The following is a 24,906-nucleotide window of genomic DNA, read 5'->3' as shown; positions in this document are numbered from 1 at the left end:
CTTGTTACTTTTATTAATAATCGTGGGCAGGATATTAAATATTACTCAATTCCCCTATTTGCCTGGATGCATGTTATAAGTGCGAGTTTTTTATTGGGAGTGGGATCAATATTATTGGGGATATTAACACGAGATTATTTCAATTATAATATGCAGTTGGATTGGGCAATTTCACAAACTGTTAAAAATTTCGTTTTCCCCATGGTTGTAGTTTTAATCTTGCCATCTTTTGGTATCTTATTTCATATTTTTCAGACAATCTCGGAAAACAGAATCAAATCGGATAAAATTTTATTAATTGGCATTACAACAGCATTCTCTCTTCTATTATTTTTATTTTGGAATAAATCCATATTTACAGAAGTCTACTTTCAGACAGATTCATTTGTGAACATCGAAACTATATTTGCTGTTGGTTTATATGGATTGATATGTGTTTTAAGTATTTTTGCATTGAACTTGTTTAAAACAGGCTTAAAAAACGTATCAACGCCTATGCTATGGTCGTTGGGTTGCTTGTTCCTTTTACTTTTTGCCTGGCCATATAAAGGATTAATTCAAGGAATAGATCAGATTCATTCAACTCTAACTTATGCAATTATATTATCAATTTTTGCAGGGTTTTATTTTTGGATGGGTAAAATTTTTGGAAAACAATATTCAGAATCATTGGGAATTTCACATTTTGTGATTACAATGATTGGAATTGTTCTGACATTGAAAATAATCCCATTAGGTAGAAACACAGTTTTTTGGGGTGACATATTTATGGGACTATCCATATTTGTTTTTCAGGGTGTGATTATCAATGCCATATTTTATAACGTGGTTAAACCTGTAGCCAATTATTGGGGTAAAGGTGCGATCACGAATGAATGGAAATTGCCTTCTCCCATGTTTACTGCAAACAAGCAAAACAGATGAGTAAAATTCAGATTGAGAATAATGCTGTCAACCAGCGTATACGCTTCGACCCACTAATTGTTGGAAGCAATGTCAGGGATTGGTTCCTTCTGTTAAAACCAAGGGTTATTTCTTTGGTTGTTTTTACAGGAATTGTCGGCATTATTTTGGCACCTGGATATGCAAACCCTTTTATTTCTTTGATAAGTATTATTTGTATTTGTCTTGCGTCAGGAGGTGCTGGCGCCATTAACATGTGGTACGATCAGGATATTGATCGTGTTATGAACAGGACTATAACCCGTCCTTTGCCCTCGGGGAGGGTTCAATCTTCAGATGCTTTGATTTATGGGGTAACTGTATCCATTATCTCTGTCATCCTTATGTTTCTGGCTACAAATTTTTTTGCAAGTTTTATACTGGCGTTTTCAATATTTTATTATAGTGTGATTTATACAGTTTGGTTAAAAAGATCAACCCCGCAAAATATTGTTATTGGTGGGGCAGCGGGTGCTTTTCCTCCCTTGATAGGTTGGATAAGTGTAACTGGACAGATCCAATTATTCCCAATAATACTGTTTTTGATTGTTTTTTTCTGGACACCTCCCCATTTTTGGTCTTTATCCTTATATGCTTGCAAGGATTATGGACGGGCTGGTATTCCCATGCTTCCAGTTGTGAAAGGGGCCAGACATACACGGTGGCAGATTTTCATATATACTATTTTGTTGGCCATTGTCAGTTTATTGCCTGTGTATTTTCATTTCACGCATAGCGTCTATATGGTGGCAGCGTTGATATTGAATGTCGGATTTATGTTTATGGCCATTTGTGTTTTACTTGAAAAACAGGATCATTCAGGAAAAAGTTTAAGAAGTGATAAAGCGGCAAGATGGTCTTTTCGTTTTTCTTTGATTTATCTCTTTTTTTTATTTTTAGCCTTGATTATAGATCATTATATTTATGATTTATGGGGTGTCTAATATCAATCATGATATATTTTGAAAAAAAAATATCCCTTGAAGAAAGGCAGGAAAAAAAACGCCGTAACATTCAAAGGAATAAAATTTTATTTTATGCATTTTTGGGATTAAGTGGAATTTTATATATTATCACCTTAATCAAAGTTTAAATTATTTCTGTTGTTGGATGGCAGACAACAACCACCAATTATGATCAACCGATCGTACGAAAGTCCAAAGTTCTGTTACAGTTACAGGCTGATTTGGATTACCTTCTACAACGTTTCCGTTATTGTCGGTCGTTATATCGATTAGCGAATAACGCATAGCCACTGTAGCATATTCACGCGTACCTTCAGTCCAAACTTCGGAAAGATCCCCTTGTTCAAATTGTACATTTGAAGTGCTGTTATGCAGACCTTTACTAGCCAAATCGGTAAGTTGCTCATTGAAATAAGACACCATCTCGGGAGTGGCAATTTTTTGCATACTTCCTAAATCCTGATGATTCCAGGATTCTTGTATTTCGATGAGTCGTTGTTGGAAAACAGTATAATCGTTTTGATTAAGTTGTATATTTGATTCCTTGATATATTCCTTAATCGGATTTATTGAATTATTGTTTCCTTGTCCTTTATTAATGGCAGAATTTTTGCGAAAATAACGGATACCAAACCATACCAGAAGCCCAAGAACTATAATCCATACAAGAGATCCTGATGAATTATGCTTTTTGGGTGTCTGTTGAGACATTGGTGTCGGATGTGATTGCATTGTATTGGGATCTGACGGATTCATGTTCTGATCAGTATTTTGATTGGCATTAGCAGCGGGAGTTTGGGCGTTGGTTTGATGATGACCCATCAACATATCATAGGCAGCCGCTCCGGCAACTCCTCCGGCAACTCCTTTAAGAAAATTTCCTCTTTGCGGAGCTGTTGCGTTATTGGGGGATATCTGTCGCGTAGTTGGAGCTGACGGTGCTACAGGGCGCGCATTAAAACCTGAATTATTAGTTGCTGGAGGTCTCGTCATGGTACGTTGAAAAGATTGTCCTCCATTAGGAGTTATTCTAGTATAGGAAGGTGAGCTGAAGGTTCTGCTTCCCCTGCTACCCATGGAAAACCCTCGTCCTGCTCTTGCTTCAGCTTGATGAGAGGAAGAAATGAGGAGCGGGGGGCTAATCAAAGCAGCACTTAATAAAAATAACAGTGTACGGCTGTGTAAGGTCGCACGTTTCATTTTATTGATCCATCTCTTAAGGTTATGAAATTATTGTCCAGCAATACTGATTTCATCAATCCGTAGAGTTGGACTATTGGTAGTATATCTGAAATCAAGATCGTTTGCGACGTGAAGTTTTGAAAACATGTCCATTAGATTGCCAGCAAGTGTGAATTCCATAATTGGTTCAGCAATTTTTCCATTTCTGATCATAAACCCACTGGCGCCACGACTATAGTCACCTGTGACAATATTGACCGATGAACCTAATAGTTCTGTTATGTAAATACCTTCTGCAATATCTTTCATCAATTCTTCGGGGGTTTGTTTGCCAGGCTGAATATACAGATTGGTTGTCGTTGGTGTGGGTGGAGATGATGGACCTCTGGTTGCGTGACCGTTGCTTTGCAGACCGAGTTGTTTTGCTGTACGATTGTCTAACAACCAATTGGCTATTTTACCAGAATCAACCAGTTTCAATTCTTCAGGAAACAATCCTTCAGCATCAAAAGGACGAGATGCCAACCCTCTTATTTTGTATGGATTATCAATAATGGTTATATTTTCGGGAAAAACAAACTGTCCCATTTTCTCTTTCAAAAAAGAAGTTCCTTTTGCAATTGCATGACCATTTAATGCACTTGCCAGATGAGAAACAATGCTGTTGGCAACCCGAGGATGAAAAACGACAGATAATATACCTGTTTTGGGTTTGGAGGGATTTAATTTGGCCAACGTTTTACGGGCGGCATTTTCACCGATGATTTTGGGGGACTGTAAATCCTGAAGATGAACAGAGGAATGAAAGTCATAATCTCTTTGCATTTCTGTACCGGTTCCTGCCAGAACACAAACAGCCAGCGAATGAGAGGTACGTTGATAAGATCCCAAAAAACCCTTACTGTTTGCCAGGGTCATAGCTGTCTTGCCATAACTGCAGCTTCCTCCCATACTATTTGTTATTCCTTTTATGGTTATTGCGGCAGTTTCCACGGCTTTGGCTTGCTCAATCATCTGTTTGGTTGATTGTTCTGTAGGGTCATACAGATCTAGCTTTTGCGGTTCAATATAATTTTTTCCTGAGGGTGCGGGCAATTCGGCATAGGGATCCTCTGGCAATATTTTTGCCATTGAAATAGCATGCTCTACCAGCTTTTCCATATTCTGTTGTTGCAAATCAGTTGTTGAGACTGTTGAAACGCGTTTGTTAACTAAAACTCTTAATCCAACTGTTTTTGATTCGGAACGTTCAAGCTCTTCCACCTGACCATTTCTGACCTGCACACCAACGGATGTAGATTCAAGATAGATTGCATCCGCATCGGTCGCCCCTGCCTTTTCAGCCTTTAAAATCAGGTTTTTGATAAAATCTTTATGATCTGTCATTGTGCAAGACTTTCGGTAATACTTGATAGAAATGGAACGTTTTCAATAGGACCCAGTGCTGTTAGCGTGGGAACACGGGTAAAAATGTGTTTTGCAGCTTGGCATATGTCATCAAGGGTGACAGCATCAATGCGTTTGGAAATTTCCTGGGGGGAAATGATCCGGCCATAAATCTGTAAATGACGTGCAAGTTGTTCACAACGGCTGTTAGTGCTTTCCATTGACATTAACAGGGAAGACTTTAATTGAGCCTTGGTGCGTTGTAATTCCTCGGGCTTGATGTATTTTTGAATATTTTTCAATTCTTGTACGAGAACAGGCATTAATTCCTTGACCTGTTCTTTACCAGTACCTGTATAAATACTGAATATTCCATCATCCTGATGGGTAAGGTTATAAGCGTAGATTGTGTAAACAAGCCCTCTTTTTTCTCGTATTTCCTGAAAAAGACGGGAGGACATTCCGCCACCGAGAATAATAGATAAAAGAATGGAGGCATAATAACATGGATGTTTGAATGTAAATGATGGAAAGCCCAGAATAATATGTGCCTGATCCAAGTGTTTTAATTTTCTGAATTCCCCACCTTTATATAGGGCTGCAACAGGAGAGACTGATTTTTTTTTTGGTAAGTCTTTGAAATATTTGTTTACATACGCAACAATTTTATTGTGTTCAATATTACCAGCTGCAGAGAAAATAATATTTTCCGCATTATAATGTGAATTCATATAGTGTTGCAGATGTTCTTTTTGCAAAGATCTGATAATACTGCTTGTCCCAAGAGTGGGACGTCCCATTGGTTGATCGGGATAAGCGGTTTCCTGGAAATAATCGAAAATGATTTCATCAGGTGTATCATTAACTTGACCGATTTCCTGAAGAATAACATTTCTCTCTTTTTCAAATTCTTCCGCATCAAAAATACTATGGATCAAGATATCGCCCAGAATATCTGTCCCCAGTTCCACATCATCCTTTAAAAGTTTAAGATAATAGGCTGTAAGTTCGCGGGCGGTAAAGGCATTGATGTGTCCACCAACATTTTCAACCGTTTCCGCAATAACGGATGCAGAGCGCGAGTGTGTACCCTTGAAAGCCATATGTTCCAGAAAATGGGATATTCCATTTTCTTCAGCCTTTTCATATCTTGTCCCGACTGAAATATAAGCTCCCATGGAAACGGTTTCTACATGTTTCATCTGTTCAGTCACGACCAACATGCCGGAAGGAAGACGTGTGATATTTATGGCTTGATTCATAATTATCCTAAAATTAAAAATTATTTTGATAGGCTACAGTGCGGACTGAATTTTCAATTGCTTGTAAATCTGCAGGAAGAATTTGATAGTTTTCTTTTCTTTCATATAAATCCGCCATTGCAAGTGGCAGTGGAGGAAGAATTCCTGTTGCCTGTTTAATCGCATCAGGGAATTTGGCCGGATGAGCTGTTGCAACAGCTACCATAGGGACATCTTTTTCAAGATATTTTTGTGCGGTTATTATTCCGATTGCAGTATGTGGGTCTGCAAGATACAGTGAATCTTTGAAAATTTTTGTAATGGCTTTTTTCGTTTCTTCATTATTCAGTGACATTCCCTTAAAATTCTGAGTCGCTTTTGTCCAGGATTGTTCAGGAATATTCATTTTTCCATCCTTGCGGAAATTTTGCATGATTTGACAGCATTGCGCTGCATCACGATCAAGCAATTCAAAAAGCAACCGTTCAAAATTCGAAGAAATCTGGATATCCATTGAGGGAGATAAACTCGGTTTTACCTCTTGTATACTCATGTCATTATTTAATAAAAAGCGTGTTAGGATATCATTATGATTGGAGGCGACTCCTAAAAATTTAATGGGAAGCCCCATTTTCTTTGCCGTCCATGCAGCAAGTATATTGCCGAAATTTCCTGTTGGGACAGTAAAGGAAACCTCACGGTCAGGAGCGCCTAAACATAGTGCCGCATAAATATAATAGGGAATTTGTGCGGCGATACGCCCCCAATTAATGGAATTTATGGCAGATAAATGCATTTCTTTACGGAATGGCATGTCAGCAAACATGGACTTGACTAAATCCTGGCAATCATCAAAGGAACCTTTAATGGCAATATTATTGATATTGGGTGAAAGGACGGTTGTCATTTGACGACGCTGGACTTCTGATGTGCGTCCATAGGGATGTAAAATAGTGACCGTAAGATATTTACTGTCCTTAAAAGCCTCTATTGCGGCAGAGCCTGTATCGCCTGAGGTCGCACCTACAATTGTGATATGCTCCTCTCGTTGGCTGAGAACATAATCAAACAGGCGTCCCAAAAGCTGCATCGCCATATCTTTAAAAGCCAGGGTGGGACCATGAAAAAGTTCCTGAACAAAAAGGTTGTGTTCGAGCTGAACCAAGGGGACAATTGCTTTATGGTTAAAACTTGCGTAGGATTGTTTGCATAAATCCAAAAGGATGGGAGCAGGTATATCATCCCCTGTAAATAAACCAATAATTTTTGCGGCAAGTTCTGAATAATCAAGCTTTCTCAATTCCCTAAGATCATTATGGGAAAGGTGTGGCCAGGTTTCAGGAATATATAAGCCTCCATCTTCTGCAAGACCCGTAAGGAGCGTATGAGAAAAATTTAAAATTGGGGCTTGTCCCCGTGTGGATATGTAACGCATGGTAACCTGTTTTTTAGATAGAATTTATTTTAAGGGTGGAAGGTCAATTTTGTAAATCGTCAAAGGCCATTTAATCGTTGAATGATTATTATGATCCAATGCCGAATGATGGATAAACTGATTTACAGGAGTATATAGGGTTTTATCCTGTAGAACAAAAGGATGAGCGGGCCATTGCAGGCGGGGATCCGTAACAATTTTATTTAAAATGCGTCCCTGGGTAAAACGATAGATACTGTTTGTGGAGATGTCAGTAAAATAAAGATTGCCTTCATTATCACATGTGATCCCACCTGAAGAGGGAGTTTCAAGCCATAGAATCATCGCTTCATTTAATTCGGATTCCGAATATGTAGGATCATTGAGATACATGGTGTCGATACGATAAAGTGGACCACTGACAGCCTGATAATAAAGTCTCTTTCCATCGGGGGTGATTGCGATTTGGTTAACGTTGAAAAAAGAATTCTGATCGCTACTTGGACGTATAAGATTATGATCGACGATAATGGGTTGTCGAGAATATAGGCTGGATGAATTGCTTAAGACACGTCTGGCTTGATTATTGTTTAAATCCATAATAATCAAGGCGGGGGCACCTTTATCTGCAAAATAAGCATGATGGTCGTGGACAGCCAACGCATTAAAAACCGATTTAGGCAAAATGACAGAGGAAGGAATGGGATAGGTATCAACAACCTTATTGGTTTTTGTATCTATCTTAATTATTTTAATGCCTTTTTTATTTGGCTTGTTTCCGAATTTATCGATACCATTATCAATGATCCATAGATAACCATCAGGTGTTAAGGTCATTCCAGACAATCCAACAAATGCGTTTGAGGGATCAAGGTTGGATGTCTTGTTCCAGTCATTCCATTGACCTCCCGGATATGGAGTAACTGAGTTGTCAGCGTTTATAGTTGCCAGGGAAGGGCCTGAATCTCTATTGTAATTGAAAAATTGAACAAAAATTCTTTTTTCCGTATCAACCGCAATATAATTTGGAATATATTGATTAACAGTTGCAACGCTTTGTAACGCATTGGATGGTAATAGAGAGGGTTGATCTAATTTTTGCTTTGCCATACCCTTGTCAAAAGAGACGAACACAACCATCAGGATCATGGACAGGGCAATGAAACAATATTTTAAAATGCTCATGATGAATATTCTATTACCAGTTAATTTTTGTTTATTTATAAGTTAAAATCAAAGATTATGATAGAGACTAACCTTATTTAATACTGTTATTCTCATAATAGAATAAAAAAAATGTATAACGCACGAAATTTTAAACCAAAAAATTTGTATTGATTAATTTTTGACCATTCTTCTGTTTATAAAGTGACATTTGTTTATGACAAATTATAAGCTGTTGATAAAATTGGGTATGGATTACATATCCGAGGGAAAATTTCAAGAAGCGGATCAAGCTTTCTTTGAAATTTTAGAAAGCAATCCTGATGAACCAGATGCATTATATGGGCGCTCACTTGTTTTTTATATGGCCAAAAGGTTTGATCTATCCATAGGTTTCGCAGGTAGGGCCGTCCAACTTTCTTCCAAACCTGAATATTATGTAATTCTTGGGAAAGCGCTGCATTGTCAGGGTCATTTAAATGAGGCTAAATCAGCGCTAAAAAGTGCAATTATTTTACAACCATCCGATGATCGGGCATTAAACGCCATAGCAAGAGTTTATAATGATTTAGATGATTATACACGTGCCGAACAGACATTTAAGCAGGCGGTTGAATTACAACAGAAGACATTCAATTATTGGAATGATTTGATCGATTTTTATTGGGATCGGCATTTTTATGAAACAGCTTTGTCGGTTGCACAGGAATCTGTCAGGAATAATCCAGGAGAAATAGATTTTCTATTTAAACTTGCATTGGTTTTGCAGGCGTTAAATTTGTTGGATGAAGCTGTTATTGTTTATAAGAAAATTATTCATTTAAAACATGATGATTACGGTGCCTATGCTAATTTAGGGGGGATATTATTTCAATTAAATCAAATTGATGAAGCCAAACATTATTTGGAAAAAGCATTTGATAAGCAGAATGACAATTCAGAATGTCAGGTTAATTTGTCCCTTGTTTATATGGCAGAGGGATCATTGCTGAAATCTCTAAAGTTACTGAAGAAGGTTTATGACAAATTTCCGGCAGATCTGAAAATAGGCTTGAATTTAGGTACGTTATTTTTTGAATTAGGAATGATTGACGAGGCTGAAAAACTGTATATTAGATTGTTTCATGATGATGATTTACATTTTTTGTCAGAGGAAGATCAGAACAGAATAAAATATAATTTGTCATCGATATTATTGGCTAAGTGTCAATTTAAAGAAGGCTGGAGACTTATGGAATCTCGTCATCCTTTACTTGAAATTGCTCCAGAATATTCTGATATACCTTTTTGGGACGGGAAAGTGCTAAAAGGCACATTGCTGATAAGATCAGAACAGGGATTGGGGGATATTCTTCAGTTTATCCGGTATCTGCCATATTTAGATAAAAACCTTTCTATAATTTTGGAAGTTCCTTTACCTGTATATCGATTGGTTGGATTGGTTATTGTTCAACAGGAATTAAATAATATTTGTAAAGTTATTGTAAAAGGGGAGGAAATTAATCAGCCAATTGATTTCCAGGCAAGATTAATGAGTTTGCCCTATTTGTTAGATATCAATTTCATTCCAATTATGCCTACAGTTATTCTTGATAAAACAAATGAAATAGTTTTGCATGAAAACAAATTTCATGTTGGAATTTGTTGGGCAGGTAGTCCGGATTATCGATTTGACCGAATAAGGTCTATATCTTTTAAATTATTATCAACGTTATTTTCAATTCAACATGTGATTTTTCAATCTTTACAAATTAATTTTTCTCAGAAATTACTTGATAAATATAAAATATTGACTTTACCACAGGGTGATTTACTTGATACAGCCATAATTATGCAGAAAATGGACTTGATCATAACAGTTGATACTGTAATAGCGCATCTTGCCGGTATTTTAGGTAAAGAGACCTGGCTTTTAAACCGTTATGGTGGGGACTGGCGATGGTACAATCAAAGTCCCGATATACCAAAAAAGAATTTGTGGTATCCAACTTTGACATTATTCAAACAAGAAAAAGCGGGGAATGGGGAAGAGAGCTGGCAAGCTGTCATTGATAAGGTAAAACTTGCATTGGAAAAAAAAGTAAGTAAATTTATAAATTGATATTTTCTGACTGAGGTTGATGTTGTGTTACCTTAGATTTTTCAGATTGTTGACCAGTAATTTTTTCTTCAGCTTGGTATAGTTTTTGAAGAATAGCGTCTCTTATGAGAGACAATTTGGTTTTATCTTGAATTTTTAGACCAAACGCGTCTTTAACATAGAAAACATCCACAGCTCTAATACCATAAGTTGTAATATGGGCGGAACTTATCTGTAGATTTTGTTCCTTAATAGTCTTTGTCACATCATAAAGTAAACCAATCCGGTCACGTCCATTGATTTCAATGACGGTAAAACTGTTAGAAGCCTGATTGTCTATAACAACACGGGGAGGGACATGAATTGCCCGCATACGTCTTCCATATAACAGGTGATGGGAATAATTATATATGCATTGTTCTATGTCTGTTTTCTGTTCGAGAGTTGAATGAATTAATTCCTCAACTCTTTTCAGGCGGTGGGGTTCATCAAAAACATCTTTGGAGGCATTTTGTATCCAGAATGTATCCAGAATCATGCCATTTGTGAGGGTGTGAATTCGTGCATCCACAATGGATGCCCCAGCAATCGATAGGGCACCTGCGATTTTTGAAAATAAACCGGAGTGATCCTGTGTATAGATGGTGACTTCTGTGACACCACGGTCATGAATGGGATGGGTATGGACCGTTAGGGGAGAGCTTGATTGATTAGCTTTCGTAATTATTTCCGCGTGGCGCAAATATGTGTCTTGATCAAAAGATAGCCAATAACTGGCATATCCCAGCTTGATAAAATCATCAATTTCCCATGAATTGAATTCTTTGCTATTCAACAGGTTGGTGATACTATCTTTACTCTGGTGGACTCGGGTATCTTGTTCAGCAGTTGCAAGACTTCCTTCTAACACCTCGGATATTCGGTTGTAAAGTTCGACTAAAAGGGTGGCTTTCCATGCATTCCAAACTTTATCGTTAACGGCACGAATATCAGAAACGGTTAGTAAAAATAATAAACGAAGACGTTCTGGAGATTGAATGGTATCAACCAGATCCAAAATTGTTTTTGGGTCATCGATATCGCGTTGAAATGCAGTACTGCTTAAAAGCAGGTGATGAAGGATAAGCCAGGAAACGGTATCTGATTCATCGGCTGACATATGCAATCTTGCACAAATATTAACCGCCATTTGAGAACCAAGTTCAGAATGATCTGAACCTTTGCCTTTGCCTGAATCATGAAGAAGGGTGGCAAGATATAATGCCCGTCGTGACTGTAATCCCTGAATGAGTTTGTAGGCAAAATGCAAATCCTCGGGATAATATCCTGCTTCGAGTAGCGCCAAAAGTTTGACAGCTTCAATACTATGTTGATCAACGGTAAATACATGATAGGTATCAAATTGCATCTGTCCCACCATATGACGCCATTCAGGAATGAACTGACCCAATACACCTGTTGTATTAAGGATTTGCAGCCAATGAAAATTATATTGTTCGTCCGAGACTGGGTCAAACGGAACAGCTATCTGACGTTCATTTTTATTCTGGCTTAGACGTTTATAGCGTGCTTTTGAAGTAAGTACTTTCGGTATATCGCATAACAGATCAAGGAAAATATGGGAAGCCTCTTTGTCCCCACGTAATAGGTTGGTCTGTCGTTCCGCTCTGATCATTTGATGAATTGCCAGAGGATGAATGGCACGTTTTTGGGTCTGGGCAATCTTAAGCATCCGCATCATGTAAATGGGTTGATTGTCAAATGAAATTTTTGGCGTTGGAAAAAGCTGGTTTTCTAAAAGGGCAAAACCGGTATGTTCAAGAAATTTATTGTTTTGATAATCGGTTATTTTGAGCCGTTGGGCATGAAGATATAAAGCCGCCTCGATAACATAGGTTAAACGCGTTATTTCGCGGGCCGTAAGAAAATAATGTCGCATAAATCGTTCAACACCGACTTGTTGTCCATGTCGTGTGTATCCCATCCTCCCCCCAATGATGGGCTGCATATCAAAAGTCAATCGGTCTTCAGCTCGTCCTGCGATATAGTGCAACTGAAAACGAACCGTCCATAAAAAATTATGCGCTCTCCTTAAACGTCGAACCTCTTGTTCATTCAGTACATTCAAGGATCCGATATATGGATTGATGAAGATATTGTCCTGCTGATTTAACCCGAGGATATAGCGGCATTCCCAATGAATTGTCTGTAAGTCTCTTAGCCCTCCCAAACCTTCTTTGATATTAGGTTCAACTAGATACGGAGTTTCTCCAAATTTTTTGTACCTGTTTTTTTTCTCTTTACGCTTTTCCTGAATATAACGAACATCACCCACGGTTTCATGGGTCCTTTTGAATTCAATACTAAATTGGTTGAAAAGTTTCTGATCTCCGCTTACAAAACGTGAATCAAGTAAAGTGGTCAAAATGGTTATGTCTTTTTGTGCTGTTGAAAGACATTCCGAAATGGAACGTGTGGCATGACCAACTTTTAACCCTAAATCCCAAAGAAAATATAAAAATTGTTCAATCGTATTGAGCAGATTGCTTGAGGGACGCTCAGACGTTAAAAAAAGAAGGTCAATATCACTGAACGGGGCAAGGGCCTTTCTTCCATATCCACCTGTCGCGACCAATGCTATGGAATGTGTGGCGATATCTGTGGAGGGTAAGGTTTTATAGATAAAATCAAATATAACGGTAATTAAACCGTCAATATATTCGGCCAATTCCGTGGCGGCTTTCAGTCCTGGAATTTTGGATATCTCAAATTCGGATTGAATTTGTGTCTGGATGCGCCCGAGATGACGTCTAAAAATCTGAAGCAATTCCTCTCTGGATAAATCTGGATTATTATTTAAAATCTTTTGAACGTAATTGCGAAGAGATTCTGTCGCTTTTTCAGGGTGAGAGGAGAAATTAAGTAAAGATTGCTTCAATTTATTTAACCAATTTCATAATGGAATAAAGGGCATTTACAGATAATAATTAAAAAAAAATCATCATCTATCAATAACTTTTTTTAGTTTATAAAGAATATTTATGGCATTTATTGGAGTGATTTGATCCGGATTGATTTCCATAAGGGCAGTTTCTATTTCATTAAGCATTTTTCGTTTTTCAGTATCAAAATTTCCCTGGGAATGATCCTGATTTCCAACCGTTGCATCAGTGTCTGATAGAGGGAGTGAGATTTGGGAACCATACTGTTGCGTTTCAAGAGTTTGTAAAACCGATTTTGCCCTGTTTAACGTTGTTGTTGGAACTCCTGCTAACTGTGCGACATGAATACCCCAACTATGTTCGGCTGCGCCAGGCACTACCTCATATTGGAAAATTATGGAACCTTTCCATTCTTTAATTTTCATGGTAAAATTTTGTATAAATGGCAAATGATGGGTCAATTGTGATAATTCATGAAAATGTGTGGCGAAAATTGTACGACATTGTATCGTATTATGCAAGGTTTCTAATATAGCCCAGGCGATGGCCAATCCATCCAGGGTTGAAGTTCCTCTTCCTATTTCATCAATTACAACAAGAGAACGGGGACCAGCCTGATTTAGAATTGAAGCTGCCTCGGTCATTTCAACCATAAAGGTTGATCGGCCATTGGCAAGGTCATCAGAGGCACCCACCCTTGAGAACAGGCGATCGACAATTCCAATTTCGGCATTTGTTGCAGGTAAGGGCAAACCACTTTGTGCAAGAATGACGTTTAGGGCGACTTGTCTTAGGAATGTTGATTTTCCGGCCATGTTAGGACCTGTAAGCAGCATAACCCTTTTATTGTTGGATAAATTGCAGGAGTTGGGTGTAAACTTATCAGGTTTTTGTAACGCGGCCTCAACAACTGGATGGCGTGCGTTTTTAAGTGTGAAGCGTGTATCATTGGTTAAAGTTGGTACACACCATTCTTGCGAGGAATAAAGCGTCGCACATGCCTGTAAAACATCAATGACGGCAATGGCGTTTGCCAGAAGCGGCAAATCCCTTTCCCGTAACGTTTCCTCAATCAGCTTATCAAAAAGCATCTTTTCATATTCTGCAGAAATGGAGGAAGATTCAAGGATCTTTGTATTTAAGATATTTAATTCGTCGGTTGTATAACGTGCAAGATTAACTGTTCCCTGTCTTAAAATCAGTTCTGGACAATCTTTTAATTTTGCGGCTGCAGTACGACTGAGCTCAATGATATATCCCAATTGGTTGCTAAATCGAATCTTTAATGTGGTGATATCATATTTTTTGCAGTATTTTTGTTGCAAATCAATAATTATTTGCCGGCTTTGCTGATGAAGATGACGGTAAGTGTCAAGCTTTTCATCATAACCCTCTTTGATAATTGAACCCTCTTCCAGTTTAAGGGGAGGATTTTCCATCAAGGCTTTGGTTAAATTTTCAAGAAGGATGTTTCCTGATAAAAGATAATGCTTGATTTTATGGATATAAGGTGGAGTCCGATCAATTTTTTTTTCGTATTTCGACAAGATTTGTGCTATTTTTCTGGCAACATGCAAACCGTTTCGTATGGATGCCAGATCACGGGGAGAACCTCTGCCGACCGAAATTCGACCCAGAGAGCGGGCAATGTCTGGCGAACCTTTCAGGGTCTGGTGTAGAAGGGTTAGAAGCTGTGTATTTTGATATAGATAAATCCATCCTTTTTGTCGGGCTTCAATTTTATCGATTTCAGTCAGGGGTGACGACAGCCAATTCGCCAACATTCTTGAACCTGGTGCCGTAATGGCACGGTTAATGCTGGAAAATAGGGTAAATTGGTTGTTGCCGGCATTATTTTCAAGAATTTCAAGACTGTTTCTCGTTGCTGGATCAATAGCTAGGATTGATTCGTATTTTTGTGATTGAGGACGTGATAATTGTGGAATTCTACCATTTTGTGTTTGGCTAATATAGGTGATCAGTTCATATCCAGCAATAATTTCTTCATTTTTGAAATCACCTAGTGCGGATAAGGAGTTGATATTGAATAAATTTGCAAGTTGTTTTTGAGCAATCTTGATATTATTGATTTCATTCAATATTGTTTGGCGATTTTCATACGAATTTAGATATAAACGATTGGGTGCCAAGATTTCAGAGGGATTGATACGGGCTAAAAAATCATCTAATTGAAAGGATTTGAAATAGCTGGTTTCAAAAATTCCTGTTGAGATATCAATCCATGCCGCTCCCAGATTGGAGGAATTTTTTTTAAGGTCAGGGATGATACAAAGGATATAATTTGGTTGAGAAGCTTTTAATAATTCATCTTCGGTCAGGGTTCCTGGAGTGATTAAACGTATAACAGCTCTTGAAAGCGGGCCTTTTTGATTTTTTCCTCTGTTTTTTGGACTTTCTGTTTGTTCTGCAACGGCAACCTTGAATCCTTTTTTGATGAGACGAGCAAGATAGGTTGCAGCAGTACCAACGGGAACACCACACATGGGAATTGGCTGTCCGGCATGGGTACCACGAGCAGTCAGGGCAATATCGAGTGCATTTGCCGCCGCTTCTGCATCATGAAAGAACAGTTCAAAAAAATCACCCATTCTAAAGAAAAGAAGGGCATCAGGATGTTCTTTTTTAAGAGAAAACCATTGTGCCATTACGGGTGTGGCACCTTTTGCAGAAGGAAGTGTCATATATACCTGTTTAAATTGCTTTTTAATTTATTGTTTTAAAATTCTTTGTCTGACTTTTAGGCAAGTCGAATTCAAATCAATGATATCAAGAATGTGAAGAATTCCTCCATAAACAATTCCGCCTGTTAACACTAAAATAGAGAGATCTATTATACGAAATAAAATTGGATTTTTAATTATATTTTGAAAGAAAATCATTTCTGTCAAAAATATGCTCAAACTCATGATGAATGCGGCAACAAGCATATAAATGATACGTTTTATTATAGAAACTGGTAGGTAAAACGCATCTTTCTTCCATAAAATGAAAGCAAGGGCCCCGACATTAGCAATGGCCGCAATACTGCTTGCCAGAGGGGGGCCCATATGGGCAAGAGGATACATGAATATAAGATTCAGGATGAAATTCAACAAAAGGGTGAATATACCGATTTTTACAGGAGTAGATGTATCACCACGGGCAAAAAAACCAGGAGATAAAACCTTGATAAGGATAAAGGCTGGAAGGCCAACTGTATAGGTCCGTAAGGATTGAGCTGATTTACAGACAGCGTCAAGATTAAAAGCACCATGACCAAATAAAGTTGAAATTATAAGAGGGGCCAAGGTAAATAAACCAAAAGCTGCAGGCAGTGTCAAAAGCAAACAATAATCAAGAGTTTTATTTTGAATGGATAAGGCAGCTTCTTTATTTCCGGTATTAAGCTCTTTTGTCAATAGGGGTAATAGGGTTGTTCCTGCAGCAGCCCCTAGAACACCAAGGGGTAGCTGATTAATTCGGTCAGCAAAATACATGACTGAAACGCTACCGGTCGGTAACAAGGTGGCGATGATTGTATCAATGGTTAAATTGATCTGTGTGATGCCACTTCCAATAATGCCGGGGGTCATCTTCCTAAAGAGTTTTTTGATACTTGGACTTAATTTTGGTCGATGGAAAAGGATAGTGATCCCAGCTTTTCTTGCCGCTAACCATAAAATGCCAAACTGGGCCACTCCTGAAATTGTAACACCCCATGCTGCAGCCCATGCTGCGTTTGGCATAAAAGGGGTTAGCCAGAGCAGCGCGGCAATTCCAAATATATTAAAACTGACATAAGCAGCAGCGGCAATGCTGAAATGATGTAAACTGTTCAAAACACCAGCCAATAAAGCTGCTCCACAGATTAAGATCATATAGGGAAAGGTGATACGGCTTAAAATAATGGCTTCATGATAACGATTTTTATCGGTGGTAAAACCTGGAGCTATGATGTGAAGCAGTTGGGGCATAAAAATTTCACCCAGTAAGGTGAAAATCAACAAGATGAATATAAGAATATTGAACGATTCATTTGCAAATTTCTTAGCCTCGTTGATATTTTTCTTATCAAGAGTTAGGGTGAATAAGGGGACAAAAGCGGCGTTAAAAGCGCCTTCACCAAATAAACGGCGAAACATGTTTGGTAACCTAAAGGCAACCTGATAGGCATCCTGTAAAGAACCGGCCCCAAGAAAGGCGGCAAGCAGTTGATCCCGAACCAGTCCCAGAAGACGGCTTAACATGGTCCATCCACTGACTGTTAAAAGATTTTTAAACATTGAAACCTTTACCAAGGTGGAGGTGTTTTATAAAACAATATTATTTAGTTATTATCAGATTTATAAATCATAGGCTACACGTTCAACCGCATTAATAAACCTCTTGGATGAAGGACGTGTTAAACATGAGTACCAAGATGACAACTTACCCTGACGGCTTATAATATATTTATAGAAATTCCATCTTGGTTTTGATATATATCCCCCTGCCTTATTCAGCCATTGAAAAAGTGGAATGGCCTGTTTTCCCTTTACATGGCTTTTTTGGGCCAGAATAAAATCAATATGATAACGCTTAAGACAAAAATTCCTGATTTCTTCATTTGTTTCAAACTCTTGATTGCCGAAATCACCGGAAGGAATGGCGATAATATTCAAATCCCAATTTCTAAAATAAAGCCATAAATCCTGTAAATCTTCATATTGAGGCGTAAATTTACAATGAGACGCGGTATTGATAATTAATAAAGGCTTACCCTGAAATTTACCAAGGTTAATACTTTCTCCTGTAGAAGAGGATATAGTTAAATCATAGAGTGATGTGGTCATTATATATGTTATGGATTCAGTTTCGTTGACAAGATTTTTAAAATTTTTTTTATTATATTAAATATTATTTCAAATATAAATGTTTATTTATTCGAAAGGAATGGGACGGGACATCAATCTTTCCTTTGCTTGATGAATGGTGATTTTATCACTTAATATGGCGGCGACTGTTTCAATAATTGGAACGTCAATATGATGGTTTTGTGCTCTTTTAAGCAAGGCGGGAGTGGTTGTAACGCCTTCTGTCACGACAGTTCTTTCCTTTAGGATGGCGTCAAGTTTTTTTCCATTACCTAGCTCGATTCCTAATGAATAGTTTCTAGATGACGTTCCCGTGCATGTCAAAATCATGTCTCCCAATCCAGCCAATCCTGATAATGTTCTGGGAGATCCTCCCAATCCGAGGCTGAGTCTCGAGAGTTCGCTAATACCACGGGTTATTAGCGAGGCACGGGCATTTTCCCCCAAACCGGCCCCAATTGCCGCTCCTGCGGCAATTGCAAATATGTTTTTTGCAGCACCGCCAATTTGAACACCAATGGGATCATCATTTTTATAAAAACGAAAATTAAAAGTTGAAATTTCATCTGAAATTTCCTGGGCCATTTGTATGTTGTCAGACGCGATAACACTGGCTGTTGGTAAATTTGCTGCTACTTCGTGAGCAAAATTTGGGCCTGACAAAATGGCAATATTCTGTTTTGGCACAAATTCTTCAATTATTTCTGATGGAAATTTAAGGGTTTGCTGTTCTACACCTTTGCAGCAGACAATAATCGGACATTGTAAACTACTGATATTCGGTAGAATGGAGCGGATAAATTGAAGAGGTACTGCCAAAAAAATAAGATCGGCCCTCTTTGGAAATGAATTATGAACCTGAATATTATTTGGTAAAGGGAAATTTTTTAATCTTGAAAGTGTTTTTGTATTTGGATCGGGAAGCTCTTTTCTACTCCATAAATATACGTTGGCATTTGTACGAGCAACATGAATGGCAAGGGCTATTCCCCAAGCGCCGGCACCAATGACAGCAATTGATTTCTTCATGTTTCATAATCCTTCAAATAATAAAAGACTTAGTGTTCAAAACGAGACTTCATTTCAGACAAAGGCCAACGTGGACGAGGTATCAAATCAATGTCGTTTGGAATAAAATTATTTGTAATGGTCTTTTTTAAAATTTCAATTGCTGTCCATCCAATCATAACTGCGTTATCCGTACAATAACGAATTGGAGGGGCTATAAATTCCATATTATATTGACTGGCAAGTCTCATTAGATGAAACTTTAAATATTGGTTGGCCGCAACCCCACCAGCTGTCGCAAGAATTTTGGTTTTAGGGGCCATTTGAATGGCATTCTCTAATCTGTTGACAATGGTATCCGTTATAGTTTTCTGGAAACTCGCCGCAATGTCAGCTGCCAAAGAGCGTGGCAAGCAAGATAAGTCCTTATAGGGTTCAAGTAAATTAGCCACTGCCGTTTTAAGTCCGGAAAATGAGAAGTCACATCCGTCACGGCCATATAAAGGATGAGGCATGATGAATGCATTTTCATTTCCCTCTTTTGCCAAGGCTTCAAGGGCTGGACCACCAGGCCAGGGAAGTCCAAGCATTTTTGCAACTTTATCAAAAGCCTCGCCAGCCGCATCATCAATAGTACCTCCCAAATGCTGATATTTACCGACATCGTCAACATAGATACATTGACAATGGCCACCTGATGTTAAAAATAATAGATAGGGAAATTCTATTTTCTTGCTTGAAATATCCGGTAAACGGACGGTAAGGGCATGAGCCTCGATGTGATTGATACCAATAAAGGGAATTTTTTTTGAAAGTGCCAGACCTTTTGCAAAACTGCTGCCAACAATCACCCCACCAATTAAACCGGGTCCGCAGGTTGCGGCAATGGCATCAATTTGACACCAAGAAACTTTTGCCTCATCCAACAATGAATTTACCAAAGAAGGAAGATGGTGCATATGAGCACGGGCAGCTATTTCTGGTACCACACCACCAAAATGAACATGTTCCTTTTGTGAATGAACCTTTTCTCCCAAAACCATTCCGTCCGAACGAATGATTGCGCATGCTGTATCATCACAAGAAGATTCAATAGCCAGAATTTTAAAGCAGTTATTTGTTTTTATACGTGTTTGGTGTATGGATATCATAATGAATATTTTTCTTTTAAAGAGAATATGAGCATAAATATAGATAAAGTATATTTTTATGGATATCAAAAACATAGTACATATTGCTTCAAATCCCAATTTACAACGGGTTGCCGCCAAGGCTGCGGAATTACAGAAAGCAAACTATATTAAAGCCCATGGAAAAAGAGGACTGCCCCTGCGAGTAGGAACCAGGGGTTCTCCTTTGGCCTTGGTCCAGACTCGCAATTTTCTCACATTATTGACACAATTCTGCCCTTTATTACGTCAGATTGGGGCGTTTCAGGAATTTCAAATTCATACTTCAGGAGATCGCATACAGGATCGACGTTTGGCTGAAATCGGTGGCAAGGGATTATTTGCCAAGGAAATTCATGAACAGCTGTTGGAAGGGAATATTGATTTTGCTGTCCATAGCCTTAAAGATCTAGAAACAGACCTGCCCAAAGGTCTTGTTTTGGCATGTACGCTAAAAAGACAAGATGCGAGGGATGCTTTAATTGTTAGAAGTGAATATCAACCCATTGATTCTAAAAATCCATTTGATGTTTTACCAAAAGGCGCGTTGATTGGGTCTTCTTCTGTACGACGCCAAGCTCAATTGCTGCATTATAGACCTGATTTGAAATTTGGATTGTTGAGGGGTAATATTCAGACACGTTTGGACAAAATTACCTCAAAACAATTTGATGCAACTCTTCTCGCTGCTGCAGGATTGCAAAGACTGGATATGGAACATCGAATTGATGTTTTGATTGATCCCTCAATTATGGTTCCAGCGGCTGGTCAAGGTATTGTTGGAATCACAGTTAGAGAAAAGGACACAGAATTGCTTGAGATGCTTTCGGCAATTGAAAATAGGGAGGCAAAGGCGGTATCCAGCGCTGAACGTGCCTTGCTGGCTGAGCTTGATGGATCTTGTCGAACACCAATTGGCGGGTATGCAAGGGTTGTTTCTTTTCCGGGTCAGGAAGAACGGTTGCATTTAACGGGATTGGTTGCAAGAGAAGACGGTTCTTTTTTAATCAAAAAAGATGTTATAGGAACCCTGGAAGAAGCTGAATTGATCGGTCATGAGTTAGGTAAACAATTGCGTAAAGATAGCCCGAATGATATTTTTGAGTCTTGAAATTGGGTGACAAGCAAAAAAATTATGTTGTAATAACTCGGCCAGAACCAGGGTTGAGTGAAACGATTTTAAAGGTTCAGAAATTGGGATGGAAAACATTAGCCTTACCCTTGATGAATGTTAATCAATTGTCTGTTGAATTTACCAATATTGATCAAATTCAGGCTATTTTGTTTACAAGTCGCCAAGCTATCATTTCTACGGTAAAATTATTTATTCGGCAAGATATAAGATATAGGGATATCCCTGTTTTTGCTGTTGGCGATATAACTGCGCATGATGCTAAAATTGCTGGTTTTGAAAAGGTTCAAAGTGCGCACAAAGATTCGAACGCTTTGAATGATTTAATTCAAAGGGAATTGTTTCCCAAACAAGGCGGTTTATTGTTTCCTGTAGGAAAAGGGCAGGGAAAACAATTGATTTCCAATTTACAAAATTCTGGTTTCAAAATGATTGTGGAAGAAGTGTACGAAACCAGACGAAAAGATTTTATACCTTTTTCTTTTATTGAGAAACTCAAACAGGGGGAAATTAATACAATTCTATTTTTCTCTTCGGAAACAGCCCAGTTTTTTAAGGATCTTCTATATGAAGAGTATAGATATTTGCTTAACCAAATTTATGCTATTGCAATAAGTGAAAAAGTGAAAAAGGTATTGGAGAATTTTCAGTGGAAAGGGATTGTCGTTGCGGATCATCCCTCTACTGAATCCATGCTTTATCTTATAAAGTGATAGCATGCTCAAAATTATGCATGACCTGCCTCGGTATGTGTTTGGGCTGCCTGTTGTTGTTTATTTTGCCATAAAGAAACAAAATCTATGGGTTGTAGAACAACGGGGGGAAACCCTCCATCTCGTGTAACTTCACTTATAATATTGCGTGCATAAGGGAAAATCAAACGAGGAACTTCGACAAGAAGAATGGGTTCAATCAATTCTTCTGGCGGATTATTGAGGGTTACAACAGCACAGTAGATAAGTTCCGCAATAAAAATTGTGCGACTGGCACCTTCATTTTGTTTTTGTGCCTCTACAGCGTCAATTTTAATTTTTAAACTGACCTCATAAACTCCGTTTTCATTTAATCGGTTGGCATTTGTGTCAATTGAAACCGATATTTGAGGAGCCTCTTGCAAACTTGCGAAAATGGCAGCTCCGTGAGGGACTTCAAATGAAAGATCTTTTGTAAACTGGATATTAAGGGTTAATGGAAGGGAAGGGGGTGTTCCTTTTGTTTGATTGCTCGATACCGTATTTGTTGAGTCAGTCATTATATTCTCTGTATATTCTTTATTCTTAATTTAAAAAATTTTTAAATTTTCATATAACATAAATTTTATCATTAAATAAAACGATTTATACTAATTAAACTTATAATAAAAAAACAAGATGCATTTTAAAAATTGAAATAATTAAAAAAAATAATTTGTTTTTAATATTTTAAATGATCATAAAAGAATATAGTAAATAACTTCAATATAGGTTCAAGTTAACAGGTTAAAAGATGGATTTTTCTGTAGGTGATATTCCCATAGATATTATAATATTTTCCTTGATAGCGATTTTTCTGATTCTCCGTTTGCGAAGCGTATTAGGGAAAAAAACTGGATTTGAGAAACATGAAGCCATTTCCTTGACAGTTAAAGCACCAGCTTTTTTATCAAATACAAAAAATAAACCCGTACAGCCAGCAGTAGCACCTGTACCCAAGGTTAATTATGAAATACCGGCTGCCAATAGTGAATTAGGACAAACTTTACAAAAAATTAGCGCGCTCGATTCAACTTTTGTTCCACAAAAATTTGTAGCAGGTACTGAAATAGTATTTCGTAAAATTCTAACTGCATTTGCTAATGCAGACTTAAATGGTCTTAGGTCAATGCTGACATCAGATGCCTATTCTTCATTTGAAAGGGCTATAAAAAAACGTCAAGAGGCACACGAAATTCAGAAAATTGAAATCAAAGCAATTTGTTCGATCGCTATAACAAAAGCTGAAATTAAATCTGAAGTTGATCCTAAAAAAGCATTGATTGAGGTTAAGATCATTTCTGATCAATTGAATTGTATATTTGATAAAAAGAAAGAACCTGTAGTTGGTACGGAATCTGTGACGGAATTTATTGATTTCTGGTTATTTGAACGTGTATTAGGAATGAATGGTCAGGATATTTCCTGGCGTTTAAAATCAACTCGTACAGGAACTTGAATTTAATAGGCTTGTTATGAAACGCTTTGTTCATGCAATATCGATATCCCTTGGGATATGTCTGACCGCTTGTGTACAGGAAGGTCAGGAAAAACTGTCAGAATTCTATCCGGTTTCCTATCAGGTATTACAAGGATGGAATCAGGAAAACCACTCACAAATTTTGACAGTTTTTCGTCAAACCTGTAGGCAGATAAGAAAATTGCCATCTACCACTTATCTAGGGGGAGTCAGCGGTTTGCCAGGAAGTCAGGCTAAGGATTGGATTCCAGTTTGTATTGCTGCGGAACAGATTGATATCAAACAACCTCTACAAGTGAAAAACTTTTTTGAACAATGGCTGCAACCTTATCAATACTCCTATAGAATTCAGAAAGGAAAGGTGACAGGATATTATGAACCAGAAATTGAAGGGTCAACTGTAAAAACAGGCAATTATCAAGTACCTGTATATACACGTCCCAACGATCTGAAAGCGCGTAAAACTGTTGATGGTCAAATTCAGTATGGTCACATGCAGAATAATCAATTTATTCCCTACTACACACGTGCTGAAATTGACAGAGGGGCATTAAACGGTAAAAATCTTGAAATTGTATGGTTAAAAAATTCGGCAGATCTGTTTTTTATGCAAATTCAAGGATCAGGCCGGATTTTGTTACCGGACGGTAAAATTTTACGTCTGGCTTATGCCGGCAAGAATGGACAACCCTATACACCATTAGGAAAAATCCTTATTGATAAAGGATATATGAATTCTGATGCAATCAATATTTATTCATTGAGGATGTGGTTATTCAACCATCCTGATCAAGCACTCTCCCTGATGGAAGAAAATAAAAATTACGTTTTCTTTAAAATTTTAAATAATCAAATTCTTGATGAAGGACCAAAAGGTGCTTTTAATGTTAGTTTAAGTGCAGGTCGATCTGCTGCTGTTGATAAAAAATGGATACCGTTGGGTAGTCCTTTATGGATTGAAACCCTAATGCCTGAACCTGGACATCAGGATAAAAGGTCATGGAAACATATGGTCTTTGCCCATGACTTGGGTGGGGATATTCATGGAATGAACCGGCTGGACCTATTCACCGGATGGGGTAAGACCGCTGAATGGTATGCGGGGTTGATGAATGAAAAAGGAAAGATATATCTTTTGTTGCCCCGTCAGTTTTCCCATTCCAATCAGTCAGTTCCTGCATCAGTGAAGCGATAATCAAGTGAGATTTTAGGTGTCT

General features: G+C 37.9%; 19 protein-coding genes. 7 read left to right on the top strand and 12 right to left on the bottom strand.

Translation table 11 applies throughout. From position 1 onward, the window contains the following. Together U0839_RS02845 and U0839_RS02840 are read left to right on the top strand one after the other, a co-directional pair. A partial coding sequence (locus U0839_RS02845; RefSeq protein ID WP_413550039.1) for a cbb3-type cytochrome c oxidase subunit I occupies window positions 1-924 on the top strand: 924 nt, incomplete at its 5' end. Beyond that, entirely contained in the window at window positions 921-1,886 is a 966-nt protein-coding gene (locus U0839_RS02840) for a heme o synthase (protein ID WP_155565948.1), read from the top strand. The genes U0839_RS02845 and U0839_RS02840, both read left to right, overlap by 4 nt. Window positions 1,887-2,036: 150 nt before the next feature. Here U0839_RS02840 and U0839_RS02835 read toward each other — a convergent pair whose 3' ends face one another. Genes U0839_RS02835 through U0839_RS02815 form a run of 5 tightly spaced genes read right to left on the bottom strand, consistent with a single transcriptional unit; the run spans window position 2,037 to window position 8,315 of the window. Further along, window positions 2,037-3,107 (bottom strand): Tim44 domain-containing protein, encoded by a 1,071-nt coding sequence (locus tag U0839_RS02835; RefSeq protein WP_230882764.1) that lies wholly within the window; start codon window positions 3,105-3,107, stop codon window positions 2,037-2,039. 30 nt (window positions 3,108-3,137) lie between these two features. After that, complete coding sequence (locus tag U0839_RS02830) at window positions 3,138-4,475, bottom strand: TldD/PmbA family protein (RefSeq protein ID WP_155565635.1); 1,338 nt, start codon at window positions 4,473-4,475, stop codon at window positions 3,138-3,140. Next, window positions 4,472-5,737: a M16 family metallopeptidase gene (locus U0839_RS02825; RefSeq protein WP_413550037.1), complete on the bottom strand. Its 1,266-nt coding sequence runs from the start codon at window positions 5,735-5,737 to the stop codon at window positions 4,472-4,474. The genes U0839_RS02830 and U0839_RS02825 overlap by 4 nt, the downstream gene beginning before the upstream one ends. 13 nt (window positions 5,738-5,750) lie before the next feature. Next, window positions 5,751-7,151, bottom strand: coding sequence for a threonine synthase (thrC, locus tag U0839_RS02820; RefSeq protein ID WP_413550036.1), 1,401 nt, complete (start codon window positions 7,149-7,151; stop codon window positions 5,751-5,753). Between the two features lie 24 nt (window positions 7,152-7,175). Then, window positions 7,176-8,315 (bottom strand): L-dopachrome tautomerase-related protein, encoded by a 1,140-nt coding sequence (locus tag U0839_RS02815; protein WP_155565632.1) that lies wholly within the window; start codon window positions 8,313-8,315, stop codon window positions 7,176-7,178. Between the two features lie 196 nt (window positions 8,316-8,511). On the opposite strand from U0839_RS02815, the gene U0839_RS02810 reads away from it, so the two are divergent. Beyond that, window positions 8,512-10,395: a tetratricopeptide repeat protein gene (locus tag U0839_RS02810; RefSeq protein WP_155565631.1), complete on the top strand. Its 1,884-nt coding sequence runs from the start codon at window positions 8,512-8,514 to the stop codon at window positions 10,393-10,395. Here U0839_RS02810 and U0839_RS02805 read toward each other — a convergent pair. The 6 genes from U0839_RS02805 to tsaD all read right to left on the bottom strand — a co-directional run bounded on the left by U0839_RS02805 (window position 10,385) and on the right by tsaD (window position 20,328). Then, the gene (locus U0839_RS02805; protein ID WP_155565630.1) at window positions 10,385-13,312 is read right to left on the bottom strand and encodes a [protein-PII] uridylyltransferase; all 2,928 of its coding nucleotides are present in this window, start codon (window positions 13,310-13,312) and stop codon (window positions 10,385-10,387) included. The genes U0839_RS02810 and U0839_RS02805 overlap by 11 nt on opposite strands. 63 nt (window positions 13,313-13,375) lie before the next feature. Next, window positions 13,376-16,018, bottom strand: a complete 2,643-nt coding sequence (gene mutS, locus U0839_RS02800) for a DNA mismatch repair protein MutS (RefSeq protein ID WP_155565629.1) — start codon at window positions 16,016-16,018, stop codon at window positions 13,376-13,378. Window positions 16,019-16,045: 27 nt separating this feature from the next. Continuing rightward, a complete protein-coding gene (gene murJ / locus U0839_RS02795; protein WP_413550034.1) occupies window positions 16,046-17,599 on the bottom strand; it encodes a murein biosynthesis integral membrane protein MurJ in 1,554 nt (517 codons plus the stop codon). A gap of 60 nt (window positions 17,600-17,659) precedes the next feature. Then, window positions 17,660-18,148 (bottom strand): glutathione peroxidase, encoded by a 489-nt coding sequence (locus tag U0839_RS02790; protein ID WP_110438214.1) that lies wholly within the window; start codon window positions 18,146-18,148, stop codon window positions 17,660-17,662. A gap of 87 nt (window positions 18,149-18,235) precedes the next feature. After that, window positions 18,236-19,198: an NAD(P)H-dependent glycerol-3-phosphate dehydrogenase gene (locus U0839_RS02785; RefSeq protein WP_122123752.1), complete on the bottom strand. Its 963-nt coding sequence runs from the start codon at window positions 19,196-19,198 to the stop codon at window positions 18,236-18,238. Window positions 19,199-19,227: 29 nt separating this feature from the next. Next, window positions 19,228-20,328 carry a tRNA (adenosine(37)-N6)-threonylcarbamoyltransferase complex transferase subunit TsaD gene (gene tsaD, locus U0839_RS02780; protein ID WP_413550031.1) on the bottom strand — a complete coding sequence of 367 codons (1,101 nt, stop codon included), beginning with the start codon at window positions 20,326-20,328 and terminating at the stop codon, window positions 19,228-19,230. Between the two features lie 58 nt (window positions 20,329-20,386). Between tsaD and hemC the strand changes: the two genes are divergently transcribed. Continuing rightward, on the top strand, window positions 20,387-21,457 hold the full coding sequence (gene hemC, locus U0839_RS02775) for a hydroxymethylbilane synthase (protein WP_198195673.1): 1,071 nt from the start codon (window positions 20,387-20,389) through the stop codon (window positions 21,455-21,457). Window positions 21,458-21,459: 2 nt separating this feature from the next. Then, the gene (locus U0839_RS02770) at window positions 21,460-22,191 is read left to right on the top strand and encodes a uroporphyrinogen-III synthase (RefSeq protein WP_413550029.1); all 732 of its coding nucleotides are present in this window, start codon (window positions 21,460-21,462) and stop codon (window positions 22,189-22,191) included. 14 nt (window positions 22,192-22,205) lie between these two features. Here the strand turns inward: U0839_RS02770 and secB are convergent, their stop codons facing one another. Continuing rightward, on the bottom strand, window positions 22,206-22,730 hold the full coding sequence (gene secB / locus U0839_RS02765) for a protein-export chaperone SecB (RefSeq protein ID WP_413550027.1): 525 nt from the start codon (window positions 22,728-22,730) through the stop codon (window positions 22,206-22,208). 233 nt (window positions 22,731-22,963) lie between these two features. On the opposite strand from secB, the gene U0839_RS02760 reads away from it, so the two are divergent. Together U0839_RS02760 and U0839_RS02755 are read left to right on the top strand one after the other, a co-directional pair. Continuing rightward, window positions 22,964-23,668 (top strand): Tim44/TimA family putative adaptor protein, encoded by a 705-nt coding sequence (locus tag U0839_RS02760; protein ID WP_155565622.1) that lies wholly within the window; start codon window positions 22,964-22,966, stop codon window positions 23,666-23,668. A 16-nt stretch (window positions 23,669-23,684) separates the two neighbouring features. Next, window positions 23,685-24,884: a murein transglycosylase A gene (locus U0839_RS02755; RefSeq protein ID WP_413550026.1), complete on the top strand. Its 1,200-nt coding sequence runs from the start codon at window positions 23,685-23,687 to the stop codon at window positions 24,882-24,884. Window positions 24,885-24,906: the final 22 nt, after the last annotated feature.

Origin of the sequence: Commensalibacter sp. A3DC (assembly GCF_047307945.1) — a bacterium.
Lineage (GTDB): Bacteria > Pseudomonadota > Alphaproteobacteria > Acetobacterales > Acetobacteraceae > Commensalibacter > Commensalibacter melissae.
Note: the sequence above shows the minus strand (reverse complement) of the source record. Positions and strands in the feature narration are given on the sequence as shown.